At 70.5% G+C, this 21953-nt stretch carries 15 protein-coding genes; 6 read left to right on the top strand and 9 right to left on the bottom strand.

The annotated features are described in order from the left end of the window. Positions 1 to 36: 36 nt before the first annotated feature. The 4 genes from ACTWQA_RS06490 to ACTWQA_RS06475 form a co-directional block, all read right to left on the bottom strand. Positions 37 to 3135 (bottom strand): BTAD domain-containing putative transcriptional regulator, encoded by a 3099-nt coding sequence (locus ACTWQA_RS06490; RefSeq protein ID WP_443158345.1) that lies wholly within the window; start codon positions 3133 to 3135, stop codon positions 37 to 39. A 117-nt stretch (positions 3136 to 3252) separates the two neighbouring features. Further along, entirely contained in the window at positions 3253 to 4578 is a 1326-nt protein-coding gene (locus ACTWQA_RS06485) for a maltokinase N-terminal cap-like domain-containing protein (RefSeq protein ID WP_443158344.1), read from the bottom strand. Between the two features lie 3 nt (positions 4579 to 4581). After that, positions 4582 to 6285, bottom strand: coding sequence for a maltose alpha-D-glucosyltransferase (gene treS, locus ACTWQA_RS06480; protein WP_305916716.1), 1704 nt, complete (start codon positions 6283 to 6285; stop codon positions 4582 to 4584). A 70-nt stretch (positions 6286 to 6355) separates the two neighbouring features. Then, positions 6356 to 8464, bottom strand: a complete 2109-nt coding sequence (locus ACTWQA_RS06475) for an alpha-1,4-glucan--maltose-1-phosphate maltosyltransferase (RefSeq protein ID WP_443158343.1) — start codon at positions 8462 to 8464, stop codon at positions 6356 to 6358. 243 nt (positions 8465 to 8707) lie between these two features. Here ACTWQA_RS06475 and glgP point away from each other — a divergent pair, with 243 nt between their 5' ends. Both glgP and ACTWQA_RS06465 read left to right on the top strand, forming a co-directional pair. Continuing rightward, positions 8708 to 11290 (top strand): alpha-glucan family phosphorylase, encoded by a 2583-nt coding sequence (gene glgP, locus ACTWQA_RS06470; protein ID WP_443158342.1) that lies wholly within the window; start codon positions 8708 to 8710, stop codon positions 11288 to 11290. A gap of 65 nt (positions 11291 to 11355) precedes the next feature. Then, complete coding sequence (locus ACTWQA_RS06465) at positions 11356 to 12252, top strand: MurR/RpiR family transcriptional regulator (RefSeq protein WP_305916713.1); 897 nt, start codon at positions 11356 to 11358, stop codon at positions 12250 to 12252. On the opposite strand, the gene ACTWQA_RS06460 is transcribed toward ACTWQA_RS06465, so the two are convergent. Continuing rightward, on the bottom strand, positions 12215 to 14128 hold the full coding sequence (locus ACTWQA_RS06460) for an N-acetylmuramoyl-L-alanine amidase (RefSeq protein ID WP_443158341.1): 1914 nt from the start codon (positions 14126 to 14128) through the stop codon (positions 12215 to 12217). The two genes, ACTWQA_RS06465 and ACTWQA_RS06460, sit on opposite strands and share 38 nt — an antisense overlap. Before the next feature lie 88 nt (positions 14129 to 14216). Continuing rightward, positions 14217 to 15131, bottom strand: a complete 915-nt coding sequence (locus ACTWQA_RS06455; RefSeq protein ID WP_443158340.1) for an NAD(P)-binding domain-containing protein — start codon at positions 15129 to 15131, stop codon at positions 14217 to 14219. Positions 15132 to 15407: 276 nt separating this feature from the next. Here ACTWQA_RS06455 and ACTWQA_RS06450 point away from each other — a divergent pair, with 276 nt between their 5' ends. Then, positions 15408 to 16130, top strand: coding sequence for a hypothetical protein (locus ACTWQA_RS06450; RefSeq protein ID WP_443158339.1), 723 nt, complete (start codon positions 15408 to 15410; stop codon positions 16128 to 16130). After that, positions 16123 to 17265 carry a helix-turn-helix domain-containing protein gene (locus ACTWQA_RS06445; RefSeq protein WP_443158338.1) on the top strand — a complete coding sequence of 381 codons (1143 nt, stop codon included), beginning with the start codon at positions 16123 to 16125 and terminating at the stop codon, positions 17263 to 17265. Before ACTWQA_RS06450 ends, ACTWQA_RS06445 begins: the two co-directional genes overlap by 8 nt. Before the next feature lie 109 nt (positions 17266 to 17374). Here ACTWQA_RS06445 and ACTWQA_RS06440 read toward each other — a convergent pair whose 3' ends face one another. Continuing rightward, positions 17375 to 18019: a DUF4386 family protein gene (locus tag ACTWQA_RS06440; RefSeq protein WP_443158337.1), complete on the bottom strand. Its 645-nt coding sequence runs from the start codon at positions 18017 to 18019 to the stop codon at positions 17375 to 17377. Between the two features lie 58 nt (positions 18020 to 18077). On the opposite strand from ACTWQA_RS06440, the gene ACTWQA_RS06435 reads away from it, so the two are divergent. Next, a complete protein-coding gene (locus tag ACTWQA_RS06435) occupies positions 18078 to 18704 on the top strand; it encodes a TetR/AcrR family transcriptional regulator (protein WP_443158336.1) in 627 nt (208 codons plus the stop codon). A gap of 10 nt (positions 18705 to 18714) precedes the next feature. Here ACTWQA_RS06435 and ACTWQA_RS06430 read toward each other — a convergent pair whose 3' ends face one another. Continuing rightward, positions 18715 to 19122, bottom strand: coding sequence for a hypothetical protein (locus ACTWQA_RS06430; RefSeq protein WP_443158335.1), 408 nt, complete (start codon positions 19120 to 19122; stop codon positions 18715 to 18717). Positions 19123 to 19208: 86 nt separating this feature from the next. Between ACTWQA_RS06430 and ACTWQA_RS06425 the strand changes: the two genes are divergently transcribed. Continuing rightward, positions 19209 to 19928, top strand: a complete 720-nt coding sequence (locus ACTWQA_RS06425; RefSeq protein ID WP_443158334.1) for a helix-turn-helix transcriptional regulator — start codon at positions 19209 to 19211, stop codon at positions 19926 to 19928. On the opposite strand, the gene ACTWQA_RS06420 is transcribed toward ACTWQA_RS06425, so the two are convergent. Further along, on the bottom strand, positions 19925 to 21940 hold the full coding sequence (locus ACTWQA_RS06420) for a CehA/McbA family metallohydrolase (RefSeq protein ID WP_443158333.1): 2016 nt from the start codon (positions 21938 to 21940) through the stop codon (positions 19925 to 19927). The genes ACTWQA_RS06425 and ACTWQA_RS06420 overlap by 4 nt on opposite strands. Positions 21941 to 21953 lie beyond the last annotated feature (13 nt).

Below are 21953 nucleotides of genomic sequence, written 5' to 3'. Positions count from 1 at the left end.
CTTTCCGCGTTCTTGGCCGTCGGGGTCCCCGGCGTCCTAATCGAACTGGTCGTAGTCGGACAGTAGGTCATCGAGCGGCAGGGCCGCACCACGGGACACCGCCGCCGCGGCCTCCTCCCGGCCCAGGGCCGCCTCCACCGCGGCGCTGATCCGATCCACGTCACCGCGCTCGCCGGCCGGCAGCGGGGCGCCCACGGACGACCTGAGCGCCGCCGCCTGGCCCAGCAGTAACGCCGCCTCCTCGTGCCGTCCGGCGAGCGCCCGTGCCCCTGCCAGGCCCTCCAGCGCCAGCGCCATGGCGCGCGGGTCGCCGACCTTGCGGGCCGCCGCGAGGCCCTGTGACTGCAGCTCCAGCGCGGCCGCCGCGTCGCCCCGCTGCTCGGCGGCGAACCCCAGCTCGGCCAGGATCAGCGCGGCCCCTGACTCGCCCGCCACGTCCCTGACCCAGTCCAGCCATTTACGCAGCCACCGCTCGGCCTCCTCCAGCCGCCCCTGCCGCCGGGCCGACAGCGCGAGCCCCAGCTCGGCGAACTCCTCCGCGGGCCGGTTCGACTGCGCCGCCGCGAGCCGCCTGGCCCGCTCGTGGTAATCGTCGGCCGCCGCGTGGTCGCCCGTCAGAAGGGCGATCCTGCCCAACCGCGACAGCGCGTCGGACACCGAGCTCCACAGCCCCAGCTCCTCGGCCATCCGCAGACCCTCCATGCGCAGCTCGGCAGCCCGGTCGTAGTCGCCGGTGATCTCGGCGAGCGTGCCGAGGTTCTCCGCGGCCCGCATCTCGCCCCACCGGTCGCCGACCTGTCTGAACAGCACCAACCCCTGCTCGCCGTCCCGCCGCAGCGCCTCCAGGTCGCCGCGCATGGCGGCGTTGCGGGCGAGCACACTCAGCGCCGCCGCCGTGCCCCACGTGTCGCCCAGCTCCCTGAAGCATGCCAACGCCTCGCGCACCAGGTCCACGCTCGCCGCCAGGTGGTGGTAGCCGTAGAGCGCGAACCCGGCGAACCACCTCGCCCTGGCCCTGGACAGCGGATCCTCGATGGCCTCGAACACCGCGGCGTCCGGCACCTGGGGCTGCCCCGCCAGCGCCCGCAGCCCGGCCAGCCACACCTCGGTCTCGGCCGCACCGCCGCGGACGGCCAGGGCGCTCTCCAGCGCCCGCCGGCCCTCGCCGAGCCTGCCGCGCAGAACCCAATACCAGGCCATCGCGTTCACCAGCCGCACCGCCTCGCCGGCCGCGCCGAGCCGCACGGCCGTCTCCAGGGCCGCTCTCAGGTTGGCGCCCTCGGCGTCGAGCAGCGCGAGCGTGCGCCGCTGCTCGTGCCCTCTCAGGTGCGGCTCCGCCCGCTCGGCCAGGGCCGTGTAGTAGCGGACGTGCCGCAGTGCGATCAGGTCGTCCTCGCCGGCCTCCCGCAACCGTTCCCGGCAGTAGGCCGCGACCGACTCCAGCAGCCGGAAACGCGGCCCCGCGGCCCGCACCACCAGCGACCGGTCCACCAGCCTGGCCAGCAGGTCGAGCACGTCCACGCCCGGCTCCGCGCACACGTCCTCGGCCGCCTCCAGCGCGCACCCGTCGGCGTGCGCGGCCAGCCGCCGCAACACCACCTGCTCGTGCCGGGAGAGCAACTCCCAGCTCCAGTCCATCATCGCCCGCAACGTCTGCTGCCTGGCCGGGGCGTCGCGCGCACCCGAGGCGAGCAGCCGGAAGCGGTCGTCGAGGCGGTCGGCGAGCTGGCGCGGGGTCAGGGTCCGCATCCTCGTGGCGGCCAGCTCCAGGGCCAGGGGGATGCCGTCCAGCCGCGCGCAGACCTCCACCACGTCGGCGTCCGGCTCGATGCCCGCCCGGGTCGTGAACAGCTCGACGGCCGCCTCGCGTCCGAGCGGCGGCACGCTCCATAGGCTCTCGCCCTCGATCCGCAGCGACTCCTGGCTGGTGGCCATGACGTGCAGTCCCGGGGCGGCGCGCAGCAGCCTGCTCGCCAGTGCGGCCACCTGCTCGACCACGTGCTCGCAGTTGTCCAGCACGAGCAGCGTCCGCTTGGCCCCCAGCGTGGCGGCCAGCCGCTCCAGCATGCAGTGCGGCATGTCGTCACGCAGGCCGAGCACACCGGCGATCGCCTCCGCCACCTCGACCTCCGGCGCCCCGGCACGGAGCGAGGCCAGCTCGACCAGCCACACCCCGCCGTCGAACCCGCCGCCGCCCGGCGCCACTCCCGGGGCGCCCGCGAACAGGTCGGCGGCCGCCAGGGCCAGCCGCGTCTTGCCGACGCCTCCCGGCCCCGTGAGCGTGACGAGCCGGTTGGCGCGCAGCAGGGCACGGACCTCGGTCACCGCCTCCTCCCGCCCCACCAGACCGCTCAGGGACGCGGGCAGGTTGGTCGGAGGCCGGGCAGCGGCCACGTCCAGCGCCGGATCCTGGCGCAAGATCGCCCGGTGCAGGCCGGCCAGCTCGGCCGACGGGTCCGCCCCGAACTCCTCCCGCAGCCGGCGCCGCAGATCCTCATACGCCGCCAGCGCCTCGCTCTGCCGCCCGGCCAGATAGAGCGCCCGCACGTGCACGGCCCGCAGCCGCTCGCGCAGCGGATGCCGGGCCACCAGGTCGGCCAGCTCGGCGGCGACCAGCGCGTGCTCGCCCAGCCCGAGCCGGGCCTCGGCCAGCTCCTCCATCGCCACGAGCCGCTGCTCGTCCAGCCGTGCCACGGCGGCCTGCGCGAACGGCTCGTCGGCGAACTCGGCATAGGCGCCGCCGCGCCACAGCGCCAGCGCCTGCCGCAGCAGCGAGGCCCGTTCGCCGGGGTCGTCGGCGTGTTGCGCGCGCCCGAGCAGCGTCTCGAACCGGCCGGCGTCCACCGTGTCCGGCTCCACGCGCAGCACGTATCCAGGAGCCCGGTAGGCCACCAGCTTTCGATCCTCGAGCACCCCGCGCAGCTGCGACACCTTCACCCGCAGCGCGGCGGGCGCGTCAGCGGGCGGGCGATCGCCCCACAGGTCCTCGACCAGTCGGTCGGCGGAGACCGTCTGGCCGGCGTGGATCAGCAGGCCGGCGAGGAGCGCCCGGACCTTGGTCTCGACCACCCGGACCGGCTCCCCGTCCGCCGTCCACACGGCGAGCGGCCCCAGCACCCCGAAACGCACATCCACCCCCCATAGCCCAGTCCGAGCAGACCATAGCCTCACGCTCCGACAGTTTTCGCAGCCGAGGCAGACCCGTTGATCGCCAAGGGCGTCGTCCGAGCGGCGTGACCTCGGGGAGCTCTCCTAGCGCGGCCGGAAGGCGGCCAAGGGGATGGGCAACCAGGTGGGCCGGTTCCTGGCCTCGTAGACCACTTCGTACACCGCCTTCGCCAGCTCGAACGCCCGCAGCAGCGCCGCGTCCCCGCGGTTGATCCCGCCGCCGCCCTCCATGTATCCCTCCATGAAGGCGGTCCGGTTGCGGTCCGCCCACTCCTGGGCCCTGGGCTCCAGCTCGGCCGCCTCCGGATGGCCGGCCAGCAGGTGCCTGGCGGCGTAGTCGAACGAGCGCAGCATCCCCGCCACGTCACGCAGCGGCGACGACAGCGCCCTGCGCTCGGCCAGCGGCTGCCCGGGCTCGCCCTCGAAGTCCAGCACCACCCAGTCGGTGGGGGTGCGCATGACCTGGCCCAGGTGGTAGTCCCCGTGAACCCGCTGCACGAACACTTCGGTGGTGAGCTGCTCCACCTGGTGATAGGCGTCCTCCAGGACACCCACGTGCTGCCGCAGCTCCGGCACCTCGGCCACGGCCCGGCCCAGCCGGCGTCTGAAGGCCTCCGCCATGCGCTTGACATCGTGGGACTCGACGACGTCCGTGGGGAAGGCGGCCGCCAGCTCGTGGTGCACCTGGGCGGTGGCGACGCCGAGCCGATGCGACTCGGCCGCGAAGTCGCCTCCCGCGTCGGCGGCCGTGACCTCGGGCATGGAGGCGTACAGGTCGCGCACGCTGGCCAGCGCCAGGTCCCAGCCGTCGTTGGCGTTGGACAGGAACTCCTGCATGATCGCCAGAGTGGTGTCCGTGCCGTCGAGATCGGTCTCGATCCACCCGTACGGCTGCGCGATGTGCGGGGCTTTCCTGGCGGCCAGGGCGGTGATGATCTCCAGCTCCGGGTTGATGCCGGGGATGAGGCGGCGGAAGAGCTTGCAGATGTAGGCGTCGCCGTACACGAGAGAGGTGTTGGACTGCTCGGCCCCGAGCACCAGGCTGCGCGGCGAGGTGTCGATCTCGATGCCGGGGACGTGGCGCATGCGCAGGCCGCTGCGGGTCTCGTCGTGGCCCATGCCCTCGAGCAGCCAGCCGGTGCGGTCGGGGTCGTGTGCGGCGTCGTACAGGTAGATGTCGTCGACCGTGGCGATCAGGGCGTGGGCCAGCCGGTCGGGAAGCTCCGTGCGCTCGCCGAGCAGGAGCTGGTAGCGGTCGCGCGACCCGTCCTGCCAGATGGCGACGATCAAGTGTCTGAGCCCGGGCGTCAGCTCGACGTCCGAGTCGATCGATAGCTGGTCGATCGGGCGCCCCTTGCCGCCGAACCATCGCTGTCGGCTGATCCATGCGGCAAGGAGCTCAGCAAGCACGTCCTACTCCTCCTGGGTTATGGCCGGCGGGAGTGTGAACCAGTAGAACCCATGCCCAGGTAGCGTCAAAAGATACGGAAGTTCGCCAATTGCCGGAAATGGCACGCCCCCCATGGTTTCCACGGGGGAGACGCCGACGAATCTGCGCAGGTCGAGTTCGACCGGTTGCGGGAAGCGTGACAGGTTGTTCACGCAGAGCATCCGGTCATCACCCAGCTCTCGCACGAACGCGAGCACGCTGGGGTTGGACGAATTGAGCTCGATGTACTCGCCGAGACCGAACACGGGGTGCCGCTTGCGGATCTCGATCATGCGCCGGGTCCAGTGCAGCAGCGAACCGGCGTTCTTCTGCATGGCCTCGACATTGATGGCCTGGTAGCCGTAGATCGGGTCCATGATCACCGGCAGGTAGAGCCGCCCCGGGTCGCAGTCGGAGAAGCCGGCGTTGCGGTCCGGGTCCCACTGCATGGGCGTGCGGACGCCGTCCCGGTCGCCGAGCCAGATGTTGTCGCCCATGCCGATCTCGTCGCCGTAGTACAGCACGGGGGAGCCGGGCAGCGACAGGAGCAGCGCGGTGAACAGCTCGATCTGGTTGCGGTCGTTCTCCAGCAGGGGGGCCAGGCGGCGGCGGATGCCGACGTTCGCCCGCATGCGGGGGTCCTTGGCGTATTCGGTGTACATGTAGTCGCGTTCTTCGTCCGTGACCATCTCGAGCGTCAGCTCGTCGTGGTTGCGGAGGAAGATCCCCCACTGGCAGTGCTCAGGAATCTTCGGCGTTTGGGCCAAGATTTCGGAGATGGGGTAACGGGACTCCCGGCGTACGGCCATGAAGATGCGAGGCATCAGCGGGAAATGGAAGGCCATGTGGCATTCGTCCCCACCGCCTACCGGGTCGCCGAAGTACTCCACCACGTCCGACGGCCACTGGTTGGCCTCGGCGAGCAGCACCCGGTCCGGGAAGAGCCGGTCCACCTCGGTGCGGATGCGCCTGAGGTATTCGTGCGTCCTCGGGAGGTTCTCGCAGTTGGTGCCCTCCTCCTCGAAGAGGTAGGGCACCGCGTCCAGGCGGAACCCGTCGATGCCCAGGTCCAGCCAGAACCGCAGCACCTCCAGCATGGCCTCCTGAACGTCCGGGTTCTCGTAGTTGAGGTCCGGCTGGTGGTGGAAGAAGCGATGCCAGTAGTACTGGCCGCGCACGGGGTCGTAGGTCCAGTTGGACGTCTCGGTGTCAATGAAGATGATCCGGGCGTCCTGGTACTTCTCATCGGTGTCGGACCACACGTAGAAGTCGCCGAACGGTCCCTCGGGATCGTGCCGCGAGGCCTGGAACCACGGGTGCGCGTCGCTGGTGTGGTTCATGACCAGGTCGGCGATGACCCGCATGCCGCGCTTGTGCGCCTCATCGACGAGCCGTACGAAGTCCCCCAGATCCCCGAACTCGGGCAGGATCTTCATGAAGTCGGCGATGTCGTAGCCGCCGTCCCGCAGCGGCGACTCGTACAGCGGCAGCAGCCAGAGGCAGTCGACGCCCAGCCATTGCAGGTAGTCGAGCTTGCTGATGAGGCCACGGATGTCACCCGTGCCGTCCCCATTGGAGTCGGCGAAGCCTCTGATCAGGACCTCGTAGAAGACCGCCCGCTTGTACCAGTAAGGATCGCGCGGCTTTTCCTCGTCAAAGGTGTTGGGAATGGGTGTGGTGGAGCTCATGAGCGCCCTCGCCGAGTGCTCATGAGGGAGGCGCTTTCACACACGTTGAAGACTCCCCGCTGAATCTGTTCTACCGTGGCGCGGCTCGGACGGTGAGAATGTGGGCAGGCTGGATATGAGGGTCGAGGCGTACATAGTTGCTCTGCCTCCACCGGTAGGACTCGCCGGAGAGCTCGTCGTCGACGACGAATTCGGCGCCCCAGTCGAGTCCGAGCGCGGGCAGGTCAAGATCAACGGATGCCTCGTGGGTGTGGTGCGGATCCAGGTTGACGACCGCCAGAACGACGTCGCCCAGCCCGTGCCTTCGTGTGGCCGTGTCATAGGCGCCAGGAAGCCGCTTGGAGAAGCAGACGATGTCCGGTTGGTCGACCCTGTGGAATCGTAGATTACGCAATTCCTGCAGCGCCGGATGCGCTCTTCGGAACAAATTCAGGTGGGTGATGAAGGGAGCCAGGCTGCGCCCTTCGCGTTCGGCCGTAATCCAATCGCGGGGCTTGTACTGATATTTCTCACTATCTAGATATTCCTCGCTGCCTGGGCGAACCGGGATACTTTCGCCGAGTTCGTACCCTGAATACACGCCCCAGGTCGGCGACGTGAGCGCGGCCAGCACCGCCCTGATCTTGAACGCCGGGATCCCGCCGTGCTGCAGGTATTCGTGCAGGATGTCCGGCGTGTTCACGAACAGGTTCGGCCGCAGGTAGGCCGAGGTCTCCTGGGAGAGCTCCGCGAGGTACGTCTCCACGTCGTACTTGGAGTTCTTCCACGTGTAGTACGTGTACGACTGGTGGAAGCCGATCTTGGCCAGCGTGCGCAACATCGCCGGCCGGGTGAACGCCTCCGACAGGAAGATCACATCCGGGTCGGTCGTGTGGATGTCGGCCAGCAGCCGCTCCCAGAACCCCACCGGCTTGGTGTGCGGGTTGTCCACCCGGAAGATCCGCACCCCGTGGTCCATCCAGTGCCGCACCACCCGCTTGACCTCGGCGTAGATGCCCTCGGGATCCTTGTCGAAGTTGACCGGATAGATGTCCTGGTATTTCTTCGGAGGGTTCTCGGCGTAGGCGATCGAGCCGTCGGCCCTGATCGTGAACCACTCGGGGTGCTCCTTGACCCACGGGTGGTCGGGCGAGCACTGCAGCGCGAGATCCAGGGCGACCTCCATGCCCAGCTCGCGCGTGCGCGCCACGAACTCGTCGAAGTCCTCGATCGTGCCCAGGTCCGGGTGCACCGCGTCGTGGCCGCCGTCCTCCGACCCGATCGCCCAGGGGGAACCGGGGTCGTCGGGCTCCGGGCTCAGCGTGTTGTTGCGGCCCTTCCTGAACGTGCTGCCGATGGGGTGGACGGGCGGCAGGTAGACGACGTCGAACCCCATCTTGGCGACCGCGGGGAGCCTCTTCGCGGCTGTTTGGAAGGTTCCGGACTTGGAGATGCCGTTGTCGCTGACGATCGCCCCCTCCGACCGGGGGAAGAACTCGTACCACGAGCCGTAGAGCGCCCGGCGCCGGTCCACTCTGATCTTGTGGGACTTGGACCGGGTCACCATCTCGCGGTAGGGGTGCGCGTCCAGCAATGCGGCGGTCTCGGGCAACTGCGCGATCGACAACCGGGCTCGGGGGTCCAGGTTCTCATCACGCAGCGTGGCGGAGATCGACAGCAGCGCCGCCCGGTGCCCGCAGGTGCTCTCGCCGTTGCCGTTCCCCTTTTTTTGCCCTTTTGTACCGTTATTGCCGCCGTTATTGCGGCCACTGCCGCTCGTGGGTGCGCCGTTGGGGCAGTCCGGCGTGCGCACGGCCTTGGCGGCCCGCTCGAAGAGCCGGGCGCCTTCCTCGCACATGAGATCGACGTCCATGCCGCGCGGGATCTTGATCTCCGCGTCGTGCAGCCACGTGTGGATCGGGTCGCTCCACGCCTCCACGCGGAAGAGCCAGTCGCCCTCCGCGGGCAGGGACACGTCCACGCCCCAGCGATCGGTGCCGGGCGCGAGCTCGCGCATCGGTCTCAGCCGACCACGCTGCCCGTCGGGCGCGGTGAGCACCACGCCCGCGGCCACGGCGTCGTGGCCCTCTCTGAACACGGTCGCCGAGACCCGGAAGGTCTCGCCGGCGACCGCTTTGGCGGGCCACTGCCCGCAGTCGACGACGGGGGAGATGTCCGAGATGGGAATTCGTCCGATCATCGCATTTCAAGGGTTTGCGGCGGCGCACCCGGTGCCGCCGGAGGCTTTCCTCAGCAGGAACGATCCTTGCACGTAAATTGTGGACAGCAGCGGATAGACCTCCCGAGTGTGGTGCGGGAGAGCCCAACAACATGGAAAGTTGCCCCAATGCTCCCTCTTCATGCTTGTTCCCGGAAGGGGTTTGAAGGGCGTTCCTGGGGGTGAAGGACTGACTGGTCCCTCCTAGCCCGTAGGGTGCACATCGTGAGAGCAATCCGCCGGTTCACCGTCCGCACCGTTCTGCCCGCGGAGCTGGCCGCCCTCGGCGAGCTCGTGCACAATCTCCGCTGGTCATGGCACCCGGAGACGATGGACCTCTTCGCCGAGGTCGACGCGGAGCTCTGGGAGCAGGTCGGGCACGATCCCGTGGCCCTGCTCGGCGCCGTCACACCGGCCCGGCTGACCGAGCTGGCCGCCGACCGCCGCTTCCTGCGCCGTCTCGCCGACGCCGCCGACGACCTGCGCGAATACATGACCTCACCGCGCTGGTATCAGACGCTGCCCGACAGCGCCGCCGCCATCGCATATTTCTCGCCGGAATACGGCATCGCGGCCGCGCTGCCGCAGTATTCCGGCGGCCTCGGCATCCTGGCGGGCGACCACCTCAAAGCGGCCAGCGACCTGGGCGTGCCGATCCTCGCGGTCGGCCTGCTCTACCGGCACGGCTACTTCACGCAGTCGCTCTCGCCCGAGGGCTGGCAGCTCGAGCACTACCCGTCGCTCGATGCGGGCGGCCTGCCGCTGTCCCTGCTCAAGGAGCCCGACGGCACCGCCGTCAAGATCCGCCTGGCCCTGCCGGAGGAGCGCGTGCTGCACGCGCAGGTGTGGGTGGCGCAGGTGGGCCGGGTGCCGCTGCTGCTGCTCGACTCCGATGTGGCCGACAACGACAATCCTGCCCGCGACATCACCGACCGCCTCTACGGCGGCGGCACCGACCACCGGCTCATGCAGGAGCTGCTGCTGGGCGTCGGCGGCGTGCGCGCCATCAGGGCCTACTGCCGCATCACCGGCCATGCCGAGCCCGAGGTCTTCCACACCAACGAGGGCCACGCCGGCTTCCTCGGCCTGGAGCGCATCCGCGAGCTGACCGAGGCCCGCCTCTCCTTCGACGAGGCGCTGGAGGCCGTGCGGGCGGGCACGGTGTTCACCACGCACACGCCCGTGCCCGCGGGCATCGACCGGTTCCCCCGCGACATGATCGAGCGCCACTTCGGCGGCTCGGCCGCCTGGCCCACCGTGCCCGTCGAGCGCATCCTGGCGCTGGGTGCGGAGGCCGACCCCAGCCGGTTCAACATGGCGGTCATGGGCATGCGGCTGGCCCAGCGGGTCAACGGCGTGTCCGAGCTGCACGGCCACGTCAGCAGGGACATGTTCAAGGCCCTCTGGCCGGGATTCGACGTGGACGAGGTCCCGATCGGATCCATCACCAACGGTGTGCACGCCCCGACCTGGGTCGGCCGCGAGCTCATGGAGCTGGCCGGCCGCGAGCTTCCCTCGCTGCTGGAGCGGGCCCGCGGCTGGGAGGGCATCCAGAAGATCCCCGACAGCGACATCTGGAAGATCAGGGGCACGCAACGGCGCCGCCTGGTCGAGGGCGCCAGGATCCGCCTCCGCAAGGCCTGGCGCGAGCGCGGCGCCTCCGACGCCGAGCTGGGGTGGATCGACGACGCGCTCGACCCCGACGTGCTGACGATCGGCTTCGCCCGGCGCGTGCCGTCGTACAAGCGGCTCACGCTCATGCTGCGCGACCCCCAGCGGCTGGCCGAGCTCCTGCTCGACCCGCACAAGCCGGTCCAGATCGTGATCGCCGGCAAGGCCCACCCCGCCGACGAGGGCGGCAAGAAGCTGATCCAGCAGATCGTCAAGTTCGCCGACCAGCAGCACGTCAGGCATCGGATCGTGTTCCTGCCGGACTACGACATGGCGCTGGGCCAGCTCATGGTCCAGGGCTGCGACGTGTGGCTGAACAACCCGCTGCGGCCCCTGGAGGCGTCCGGCACCTCCGGCATGAAGTCAGCGCTGAACGGCGGGCTCAACCTGTCCATCCGCGACGGCTGGTGGGACGAGTGGTACGACGGCACCAACGGCTGGGCCATCCCCACCGCCGACGGCGTGAGCGACCCGGAGCGGCGCGACGAGCTGGAGGCCACCGCCCTGTACGACCTGATCGAGCACGAGGTGTCCGACCGGTTCTACGACCGTCCCATGGACGGACTGCCGCGGCGCTGGATGGAGATGGTCAAGCACACCCTGGCCTCGCTCGGGCCCAAGGTGCTCGCCGGGCGCATGCTCAGGGACTACGTGGTGGGCCTCTACATCCCGGCCGCGAAGGCCGCCAGGGCGCTGTCGGTGGACTCGCACGCGCCGGCGAAGGCGTTCGCCGCCTGGCGGGTCCGGGTCACCCGGGCCTGGCCCGGCGTCCGGGTGGAGCACGTCGAGGCGTCGGGCGTGGGGGACACGCCTGAGGTCGGCGCCACCGTGGAGTTGCACGCCACCATCGCGCTCGGCGATCTGGAGGCCGCTGACGTGCTGGTCGAGGCGGCCTATGGGAAGGTCGGGCCGCACGACGAGCTGATGCATCCCTCCTACGCGAAGCTGACCGTGGGGTCGGTGGACGACGACGGGAGGGCGCACTACACGGGCACGGTGCCGCTCGACCGCACGGGTGCCTACGGGTACACCGTCCGGGTGGTCCCCTACCACCCGCTCCTCGCGACCCCTGCGGAACTGGGGCTGATCGCCGTGCCCGAGGAACCCGCGGGCATGACGAACGGCACGTTGCGCTAACCGCGACCTATCACGGCACTTCCGGCCCTGCTCGGGCATTGGCGGCAGGGGGCATAATCGGGACCGTGGACGACAGCGGCAACGGCCTGCGGGCCGACACTCTGGTGGCCACGGTTCGCGGTGTGCTGCCGTCCCTGACGCCGGCCGCCCAGACCGTCGCCCGGCTCATCTTGGAAGACCCCGCCACGGTGGCCAGGAGCACTATCACGGAGCTCTCCGCCGCCTCGGGCACCAGCGAGGCCACGATCGTGCGGACGGCCCGGCTCCTCGGGTTCGCCGGCTATCCGCAGCTGCGCCTGGCCCTGGCGGCCGCCGCCGCGCAGCCGGACCGGCTGGTGCCCGGCGACCTGGCCCCCGACGACCCGCTGTCGGAGGTGATCCAGAAGGTCGCGCGGGCCGAGTCCGAGGCGATCAACGACACGGTGGCCCAGCTGACCTCGGAGCGGCTCGGCCTGGTCGTCGACGCCATCGTCGCGGCCCGGCGGATCGACGCCTACGGGGTCGGCGCCTCCGGGCTCGTGGCCGAGGACGTCGCGCAGAAGCTGCTGCGCATCGGCCTGTCCAGCCATGCCTTCCAGGACGCGCACCTGGCGCTGACCAGCGCGGTCCTGCTCAGGGCCGGGGACGTGGCGATCGGGATCAGCACCTCGGGGGAGACCCCCGACGTGATCGAGCCCCTGTTGCGGGCGAAGGAGGCGGGCGCGACCACGGTCGCGATCACCAACAACCCGCGCTCGTCGATCGCGGAGCTGGCCGAGCACGTGCTGATCTCCGCCGGGCGTGAGACGGAGTTCCGTCCCGGCGCCCTGGCCAGCAGGATCAGCCAGCTCCTCGTCGTCGACTGCTTGTTCGTCGGCGTCGCCCAGCGCACGTACGACTCCTCTCAGGAGGCGCTCGCGAGCACCAGGCGCGCCGTCAAGGAGTTCACCCGGAGAAACTCACCTGCACGTCGTCAGCTTTGACGAACATCACGCGGTGGCCGAACTGGATCTCCAGATACTTGGTCTTGCCGCGGACCACCTTGTGGTCCTCCAGGTTGAACGTGACCGCGCGGTAGTACTCCGTGGCAGCCGGCCCGGCGAGGGTGTACTTCTCGCCTGCCGAGAACGTGTACTGCAGCGGGGTCACGGCCTGGTAGGGAATGCCCGGCGGGTACGCCTCCTGCTCCGGGTACGCCCTGCCGTACACCGGGACGGTCGCCTTGCCCGGCTTCGGGGTCACGACCAGGCCCATGGACGGGATGGCGGTCGGCGCGCCGGCCGGGTTGTGGAACCACGCCTTCTGGCCGAGATACCAGATCGCCGTCCAGTCGCCCTGTCGGTCGGCCACCGCGAAGCGCTGGCCGGTGCTGGCGCGGGCGCTGTGGTCGTACACGCTGTAGAGGGACTCGCCCGTGGGGTGCTTGCCGATGTCCTTGACCAGCGGCGCATCAGCGCGTGGCTCGGTACGCAGCCAGACGGTGCCGGCGGGCAGCGGCGGGCAGGCGGCTGACGGGTTCTTGCGGTCGCAGCCGTAGAAGTACGGCTTGTTCGTGGCGAAGTCCGGTTTGATCATGATCGACCCGGCCCGCGGCCCGCCGAACTGGTGCAGCGGCGCGCCCATCAGCTGGAAGTAGTGCGCCCAGTCCCAGAACGGGCCGGGGTCCTCGTGCATGCCCCTGACCGTCGTCGGCAACGTGCCCGGCACGTTGTCGTGGCCCAGGATGTGGGCGCGGTCCAGCGGCACGCCGTGCCTGAGCGCCAGGTAGCGGACCAGGCGGGCGGACGAGCGGTACATCGCCTCGGTGTACCAGGTGCTGCCCTCGGCCAGGAAGCCCTCGTGCTCGAGGCCGATGGACTTGGCGTTGATGTACCAGTTGCCGGCCTGCCAGGCGACGTCCTTGCTCTTGATGTGCTGGGCGATGTGGCCGTCGGTGGAGCGGATGGAGTATTGCCAGCTCGCGCGGTAGTTCGGGTCCTGGTTGAGGCGGATAGAGGGCAGGAAATATCCCTCCATGTCGTGAATGATGATGTAGTCGATCTTCTGGCTGACCGGCCGGTTCGCCAGGTCGTAGTGCCCGTAGTTGCCATTGGGCAACTGCTGGTAAGCCGAGGGGATCCACTCGCAGGAGACCGAGGCGGGGCATTCGACGCCGTCGGCCCGCGGCGGGCGCAGGCCGAGCTTCTCCAGCCACTTCTCGATCTTCACCAGGCCGGGCACGGCCGGCAGCCGGACCCGCTCCCCGTCGTCGGTGGTCCGCTCGGCGCCTTCCTTGATCGTGGTGAAGACCTCGTCGGCGAAGAACTTGGCGGCGCCGGCCTCCTCGGCGCCCGAGTATTTGGCCACGGCGCCATACCACTCGCCCGGGTCGTCGCTCAGCGGCGCGCCGAGCGCCTTCTGGTAGTCGGCCAGCAGCGCCGCGCCGCCCCGGATGTTGGCGGCGTCGTCCGTTCGCAGCCGCTCGTGGCTCTCGCCGCTCAGCTCGGCCGCCCGCTCCATGGTGCGCAAGGAGGCGGGGATCTCGGTGGGCTCAGGCTGCTCTTCGGATGCGGGCAGCGGCCGGCTCTCGTCGCCGCGGGCGTCCTCCTCACCCTCGTGGTGATGGTTGGACCCGGTGTACGCGGCCGCGTCGGTGAGGTGCATGGGCCCGAACCCGGCGTCGCTGGAAGGCTGGCCGGCGTGGGCGTCCCAGCGTGACTCCAGGTAGGAGACGCCGAGCAGAACGCTCTGCGGGACCTGGAACTCCTCGGCGGCCGCGGCGAAGGCCTGCTGGCGGTCGGCGGGCTCCTGGGCGCGGGCGGCGGTGACGTTCGTTAAGGGCAGGATGGCGACCACGGCGATCGCCAGTAATCTGCGCATGAACCACTCCTCAGGGCTGGGGGCGCTGTGGTGGAGTTCAGCGTCTCAACATTTTCCTTCGCTGACGAGATCTTTGCGAAGATATTTTTCACTCGTTAACACTCTGTCGGGCCTGCGGGTCGAGGGACTGGATGTGGGCGGTGGCGGTGGCCACGGCCACGGGCTCGCCATCCGGGCCCAGGAGCTCGCCGGCCATGAAGCACACCTGCCTGCCGCGCCGTACGACCCGACCGCGGCCCACGAGCCGACCGGGGCGGGCCGGGCGCAGGAACTGGACATGGAGGTCGAGGGTTGGCGCGAACTCGCCCGCGGGCAACGTCGCCACCAGCGCCGGTCCGAGGGTGTCGTCGAGCATCGCGGCCAGGAAGCCGCCCTGTATCACGCCCATGGGATTGGTGAACCGATCACTCGCCTCGAAGGCCACCTCAATGGTCCCCTGGTCGGGGTCCACGTGCAGGAGCTCCCAGCCCAGCGTGTCCGCCGCGGCAGGCGGCGCAGCCCGGCCCGCGACCATGTCCCAGAACGCCCCTTGACGTGCTTGCGTCTCCATTCCGCCGATTGAACCCGTCCCCACCGACAGTTTCCGGCCGTTCGTTACGAGGTACGCCCGCAGGAACACCACGGCCTCGGCCAGCGCCTCGATGTTGGCGGCCACAATGAGCTGGTTGGCCGCCTTGACCGTCTGGCCCGCGCCGCTCGGTCCCACGTGGACCACGGTATTGCCGACCGCGTCGAAGACCGGCTTGGCAGCCTCGAAGGCGTCGCCCTCGCCGCCCACCATGATCGACAGAGCGGCATTCCGAGCACCGGCCTCGCCGCCCGAGACCGGCGCGTCCAGGTAGCGCAGGCCGCGGCGGCTTGCCTCCTCGGCCAGGGCCTTGCCCTTCGCCGGTGAGCGGTTGTAGCCGGCCACGCTGTGCCCGGCCCTGACCAGCTGCACCGCCATGGGGCTGCCCCGCGCACAGGCCGCCGGCATCTCCAGGGCGAGCTCGTCCTGCTCCATCGCCGCTCACCCGAGCGCCCCGGCCACGGCCACCAGAACTCCACCGCCCCGAACCCATCGGCCGCCGCAGCGGGACGCTCCACAAGGGGCAGATCGGTAGAGAGGATCGAACAGTTGGCGGTCCACCTGGTCACGTGCACAGCATCTCAGCGAGGCCGGCGCGACACGCCCTCAGGGGAAGGGGCTTCGTGAAGCGCGGCCGGGACTATGATGTTGGAAATTAAAGTGGCTCCGGTGTGCGGTTGCTGCTGGGCAAAGCGTTGCGGAGGTGCGCGCATGCTGGTGTCGCGGTGGGCCCAGGAGACGTTCGGGCAGCGTGCGCCGGTGATCAGACAGGGGATCGCCGAGGCGCTGTCGGTCGCGCTGGACAATGCCCGCGACGCGCAGACGGCGGCGCAGACCGATCACACGCATCCGTTCGGGTTCACGCTCATGTCCCGCAAGTTCGAGGCGCTGGCCGAGGCGTTCGAGGACATGGGGGACGTGCGGATCGTCAAGCCCGCAGGGTCGGCGCACGAACTGGTGGTGTTGGACGGCAAGCTGCTGTTCCCATTCCGCTACGCCAAGGACCGCTCGGTGAGCGTGATGAGTGCGCGCATCGGGGAGGGCCGGCCGTCGGCCCTGGTGCAGGCGCTGTTCAATCGGTTCGGGCCGGAGCCGATGATGCGGCAGCTCGCGCTGGCCGACGTGGCGCCGCACGCGGTGCCGGTGGCCGAGGCGCTCGGCGATCTGCCCAAGGACACCAGCCTGGTCCTGATCGCGTACGCCTGCAACGCGCATGCCGGGCTGCTGGACGCCTGGTGGGGCGAGGCGGAGCTGCTGGACCGCACCGGGAGCCTGCGCTGGCATCACTGTGAGGGGATCCCGCTGGCCAAGGACGCCGGGGCCGCGCAGACGTCGTTGCCTGGGGTCGCCTTCGATCAGGGCGTCGTGCCGACGCCGGCGCTCAACCCCCGGGTGCCGCGCGCGTTCAGGGCAGAAGCCGCGAGCGGTGAGTAGTCTCCGACCCGGCAGGCCGACCCCGCAGGCCGTCGCCGACGCGTTCGACGCCACCCGTCTCACTCAGGCCCGCCATCTGGCCGCCCTGACCAAGAAGGAGGTCGCCGAGCACCTCGGCGTCTCTCCCGCCGCGGTCGGCCAGTACGAGGCAGGCGCCACCCGGCCGCGCCCCGACCTGATTCCGCTGCTGGCCGAGGTGCTCGGGGTTCCTCTGACGTTCTTCCTGCCCGGGCGCCCGCACGGCAAGCTCGACGGCTCCATGGCGCATTTCCGCAGCCTGCGCTCCACCCGTGCCTACCAGCGGGCCAAGGCCGTCGCGTTCGTCGAGCAGGTGTGGGAGCTGACCTACGCCCTGGAGAAGCGTATCCAGCTGCCCGCCGTGGACCTGCCCGGGTTCGCGGGCGGCGAGATGCACTCGGCGCTGCCCCGCGACCCGGCCGGCGCCGCCCGGGCGCTGCGCGCCCACTGGGGGCTGGGCGCCGGGCCGATCAGCCACCTCGTACGCCGCATGGAAGCGCACGGCATCGTCGTCGCCTTCCCCCGGCACGACCCCGACGCGGTCACCGTCGACGCCTTCTCCACGTCCAGCCTGCCCAGGCCGATCGTCGTGCTGACCCCCAACAGGTTCGACGACATCTACCGCCACCGCTTCACCGCCGCGCACGAGCTGGGCCACCTCGTCCTGCACGGCGACACCGCCGCCGGGGACACGCACCAGGAGCGCGAGGCCGACGCGTTCGCCGCCGAGTTCCTGACGCCGCGCGAGAACATCCTGCCCCAGTTGCCGCTCCGCGCCGACCTGCGCAAGCTCGCCGAATTGCGGCGGACGTGGGGCGTGTCGGTCGATTCGCTGCTCTACCGGTGCCGCGAGACGGGGCTGATCTCCGACTCCGCCGCGAGCCGCGCCTACCAGCGCCTGGCCGCGCTGCGCGACCAGCCGGGCTTCACCAACGAGCCCGTATCCGGCTACCCGGGCGAACAGCCCGTCCTGCTGGCCCACGCCTTCGACCTGGCCACCCGGGAGGCCGGCCTGACCGCCGCCACCCTGGCCCGGGAGCTGGCCTGGCCCATCGCCCGCGTGCGCGAACTCATCGGCCTGCCCGACCAGCGCCCCTCACTCAAGCTGGTTCTCTAGAAAAAGCTCGAAGAAGAAACCCGGGCAGCCTGCTCGCCTCCGGCGTGGTCGACCGGCAGGGCCGGCGGCCCTGACCTAGGTCCGTCGAGCAGCCCTGCCGCGGTTCGTGTCAGGCGTGCACCTGCTGCGGGGGCAGGAGGCGATCACGCAGGACGGCCAGCACCAGGGCCCACACGCTCCACACCACGTACCCAGCGAAGTTGACCAGGTCCGCACCCGGCACGGCGAGCGGCGTGAGCACGCCGGCGGCTATGGCCACGGCCGAGACCACACCGGCCACCGCGAACCAGCGCGGCGACCGTGGCAGTGCGGCCAGCACCAGCGCCGTCCAGGCGGCGGTGAGCAGGTAACCGAGGGTCTCGCCGATCCCTGTCCCGAGGTAGCCGTGCAGGGCGGCGAACGTCGTCTCAGCGGCGCCCGGATCGGCCGCGTGGGCCAGCGCCGGCACCGCGTACGGCCAGCGCAGCAGCCCCAGCGCCTGCACCAGGCCGGCGAGCACGCCGACCGGCATGGACAGAGCGGCGGCCGGCCCCGGGGGCAGCAGCCGGCCCAGTAAGACCGCCGCGGGCACGAGCGCCAGGGCGCTCACCGCCAGCAGCAGGAACCAGGCGGACACCACCGCCTGATTGGCGGCGAACGCGGCCAGGATCCGCCCGGGAGGCTCGGCGAGTACGCCGGGGTAGTCGAAGGTGGCGGCGAGGCCGGCGAAGGCGAGGTTCGCGGCGACGACGGCGGCGATCAGGGTCCATCTCATGGCACAGGCTCCTAACTCTGAACGGTGTTTAACATTAAACACCGTTTAGAGTTGTCTTGTGAAGAGAGGACCTCAACGTTCGGTGGACCAGAAGGCGGTGCTCGACGCCGCCCTGGAATTGATCGACGCCGGTGGGCTCACCATGCGGGCGCTGGCCACTCGCGTGGGCCTGACGCCCGGCGCGCTGTACACCTACTTCCCGGACCGGGCCGCGATCGTGACCGCCCTGACCGACCGCCTGCTCGGTGAGGCCGACCTCGGACTGCTGGAGGACGAGGGCCGCCCGCCGGGCGAGCGCATCGCCGCCTTCGCGCTCAACCTGCGCGAGGTCCTGATGCGTCACCCCGCCGCGGTCCCGTCGATACTCGGCGCCGCCTTCAGTGGGCCGGTCGCGCTACGGGTGGGCGAGTCGTTGCTGGCCGCGCTGCCCGACCCGCGCGCCGCCTACACGGTCATGGTGTACGTCCTGGGCTCGATAGCCCTGGAGGCGGCGGAGATACGCGGGCCTGGCCCCGTCCCGCCGGAGGCCGAGCGGATCGCCGCCCGCCGGGTGGCGTTCGACATCGAACCCGAGGCCTTCCCGCGTACCTACGCCGCCGCGGACGCCATCGCGGCGTACATCTCGACCGGCCAGTTCCGCTGGGGTCTGGAGCGGGTGCTGGCCGGATTGGCGGCCGGGAAGTAGTGCGCCAGGACTAGCTGCCTGCGTCCCTGGTGTGCGCCTGCGCCAGCCTGGCCAGCGCCAGTGCCCCGATCATGAGGCCGAAGTCGCGCAACGCGACGTCGTAGAACCCGGAGAACGTCAGCAGGTTGACGATGATCCCGGCGAGCCAGAGGGCGACGACGTACGCCCCGATCCTCGGCGCGAACCCGACCAGCAGGCCCGCCAGGATCTCGATCACACCGACGATCCTCATGGCCATCACGGCGTCGCCGGGGACGAGGTTGTCGATCCACGGCGCCAGGTACGCCGTCCATTCGGTCAGGATGTTGGTGAACTTGTCGAGCCCGAACAGGATCGGCGCGACCGTGAATCCGGTGCGCAGCAGTGCGAATGCCTGATAAGAGGGATTCTTCAGGCGAGTCGATAAATCAGTACTCATGGGTGAGCTCCTAACGGATGCTATTTTGTACGTTAGAAGGCCACCTATGTAACGTCAATGGCTTTCTCCGTTAGAAAGGCCGGCCGGTGCGCGGAGTCGATCAGAACATCACGGGCATCGGCACCCTCGCCGACCCCGTACGCCAGGAGTTGTACCTGTTCGTGTGCGCGCAGCCAGGACCCGTGAGCCGCGACCAGGCCGCCGAGGCCATCGGGATCGCCCGCCACAAGGCCAAGTTCCATCTCGACAGGCTCGAGTCCGAAGGGCTGCTCGAGGCCGTCTATGCCCGGCTCACCGGAAGGACGGGGCCGGGCGCGGGACGCAGCGCGAAGTTGTACCGCCGGGCGGCCCGCGAGTTCGCCGTCTCGTTGCCCAGCCGCGACTACCTGCTCGCCGGTCGGCTCATGGCCGACGCGATCGCCGAGTCGGCCGGGACCGGTGCGCCCATCCTGGAAGTGCTCCGGCGGGTGGCGGCCGAGCACGGCGCCGCGATCGGCGGAGGGGCGGTGTCCGCCGAAGGCCGGCCCGCCACCCCGCAGGCGGCGCTGGATCTCGCGGTCGGGGCGCTCAGCGAGCACGGGTACGAGCCGCGGCGCGAGAGCACCCGCGTCATCATGGCCAACTGCCCCTTCCACGCTCTCGCAGAGGCACAGCGGGAACTGGTCTGCCACATGAACCACGCTCTGATCACCGGCCTGGTGGAGAGCGTCGCGCCGCCCAAAGTGGAGGCCAGGTTGGAACCTGGCGACAACCGCTGCTGCGTGAGCCTGGCCATGGAAGGACAGACGGGCGGCCGGTCCGGCTAGGCGAGCCGCCCCCGGTAGACGGCCCGCGCCCGCTCGTACAGCTCCAGGTGGTCCCCCAGCTGATCGTCGGTCTCGAACGTGCCGAACTCGCGGATCACCGCCTCCAGCCGGTCCAGCCATGCCAGGCACCATCGCACGTCGGCCTCCCTGGCCACGTGCTCGCCCGCGACGTCCAGGTACACCGGGCTGCTGTGCGCGTACGCGCCGCGCCGATGGAAGGCCCGCGGATGGGGCCCGCCCGAGGCCACGGCCACCACGTACGTCGGCTCGCTCACCTCCATCGACGTGACCAGGCGCCCGGGCCGCCCCTGCGCCAGCATGCCCGCCGCGGTGTGGATCTCCAGGTGCTCGACCTCGGGCCCGATCGAGGCGGCCACGATCTCCACCCGCTGCCCGGGCGCCAGCTCCAGAGTGTTCCCGGGCCCGTGCCCGTTCACCGTGATCTCCAGCCACGGCCCGGTGGTGGCGAACGTGCGGCCGAGCAGGATCGCCTCGGCGAAGGACTCCGCGGTGAGCGGGCCGGCCACGTTGGCGTAGACCCGCTCCCAGCCCGGGGGACCGGAGGCGGTGCCGCGGCGGCAGAAGGACAGCACGGCGTCGGTGCCCGCGGTGACGGTGAGCCGGTTGCCCGCGCCGATCAGGCGGCGGTAGACGGCGGCGGTGGCCGTGATAGAGGAGTGGTTGAGCACGTCCAAGGTGTCGATCAGACCCAGGGCGGCGTCGGCGACGATCTCCCTGGCCGAGCAGTTGCGCCCGCGGGCGAGCACCACGTCGGGCGGGTCCTCGTCGTCGAAGGGGACGTGGAACGGATGCCCGTACCCGGTGATCGCGCCCAGCGCGCGCAGCTCTTCGAGCGCGACCGCGTTGGGCGGCCAGTCCACCGTGCCGAGGAAGCCCGTGTGGTAACGCTTGGGCAGGTCTCGCAGGCCGAATGCGCTGACGTGGCCGACCAGGTCGTTGCGGTATTCCACCCCGATCCTGGCCAGGTGCCGCTCGTCCGACCACGGCAGGTCCTCGCCCACCCAGTGCTCCAGCGCCTCCACGTCGTAGACCCGCTCGCTCGCGACGTTGCCCGCCACGAGGTTGAGCACGTGCAGGTCCTCCCCATGCTGCGCGGCCGCGGCCAGCGCGGGCGCGGCGGGCTCCTCGCCCATCCAGTTGAGGTGCACGTGCAGGTCGCCGCCGTACCAGCCGCGGGCGGCGGCGTCGTACAACCGCTCGGGCGTCAGCTCCACCGGCGTCTCCCGGCCCGCGTCAGGGGTCACCACGACCTCGGCGGAGGTGTATTCCATGCCCCTGGTCACCGTCACGGTGATCGGCTCGGCGGGCACGGTGATCATGAGGTCGTCACCGTGGAAGTACGGCCGGCGACGGGCGTCCAGCTTGGGCGGTGCGCCCTCGGGATACCAGCCTTGTCCGTTCGCGCTCGTCACGCTCCACCGGCAGGGGAACCCGGCCCGCACCCGGATCGTGGCCGCGGCGGCCCGCCTGGCCAGTGGCGACAGGTCCACGGGCCGGCCGCCGACGGCGATCTCCCGCACGAGCTCGACCACCTTGGCCCCGCGGGGCGGCACCACGTGCGCCGTGCCGTCCACGACGACCTCGACCGGCTCGTCCGAGCTGGAGTCCAGCAACAACGCCGTACGGAAGGGGCCGTCGTCCAGCACCACCCGCGTGTCGGCGGCCAGCGTGGCCCCCGCGGGCGTCAGGCGCAGCGCCGGCAGGTTGTCCGGCACTTCGCCGCCGAGGGTGTCGCGGAGCAGCCGGTCCAGGTCCACCTCGCCCAAGCGGTCGTTGAGCTCGTCGGGAGGGACCTCGGGGTAGCGCTCTGCCAGCTGGCTGATGGCCGCACTCCGGTAGTTGTGGCGGGCGTCGAGGAAGACGGTGGCCCACGCCTCGTCGACGTAGGAGATGGGCGGCTCGCCCCAGCAGGGCCCGTGGGCGTCACGCAGGGAACGGTAGTCGGCCAGCGCGCGGGCGACGGAGTCGGGTAGCAGCGGATTGTCACACATCGGACACTCCCTG

The organism is Nonomuraea sp. 10N515B (assembly GCF_052245915.1).
Lineage (GTDB): Bacteria > Actinomycetota > Actinomycetes > Streptosporangiales > Streptosporangiaceae > Nonomuraea.
The sequence above is the reverse complement of the archived record's forward strand: the minus strand, read 5'-3'. Positions and strand labels throughout refer to the sequence as shown.

Excerpts from the sequence above, each read along its gene's own strand:
- treS (WP_305916716.1), bottom strand. The coding sequence starts at position 6,285 with ATGAGCTCCACCACACCCATTCCCAACACCTTTGACGAGGAAAAGCCG.
- ACTWQA_RS06475 (WP_443158343.1), bottom strand. The coding sequence starts at position 8,464 with ATGATCGGACGAATTCCCATCTCGGACATCTCCCCCGTCGTCGACTGC.
- ACTWQA_RS06460 (WP_443158341.1), bottom strand. The coding sequence starts at position 14,128 with ATGCGCAGATTACTGGCGATCGCCGTGGTCGCCATCCTGCCCTTAACG.
- ACTWQA_RS06455 (WP_443158340.1), bottom strand. The coding sequence starts at position 15,131 with ATGGAGCAGGACGAGCTCGCCCTGGAGATGCCGGCGGCCTGTGCGCGG.
- ACTWQA_RS06450 (WP_443158339.1), top strand. The coding sequence starts at position 15,408 with ATGCTGGTGTCGCGGTGGGCCCAGGAGACGTTCGGGCAGCGTGCGCCG.
- ACTWQA_RS06440 (WP_443158337.1), bottom strand. The coding sequence starts at position 18,019 with ATGAGATGGACCCTGATCGCCGCCGTCGTCGCCGCGAACCTCGCCTTC.
- ACTWQA_RS06430 (WP_443158335.1), bottom strand. The coding sequence starts at position 19,122 with ATGAGTACTGATTTATCGACTCGCCTGAAGAATCCCTCTTATCAGGCA.
- ACTWQA_RS06420 (WP_443158333.1), bottom strand. The coding sequence starts at position 21,940 with ATGTGTGACAATCCGCTGCTACCCGACTCCGTCGCCCGCGCGCTGGCC.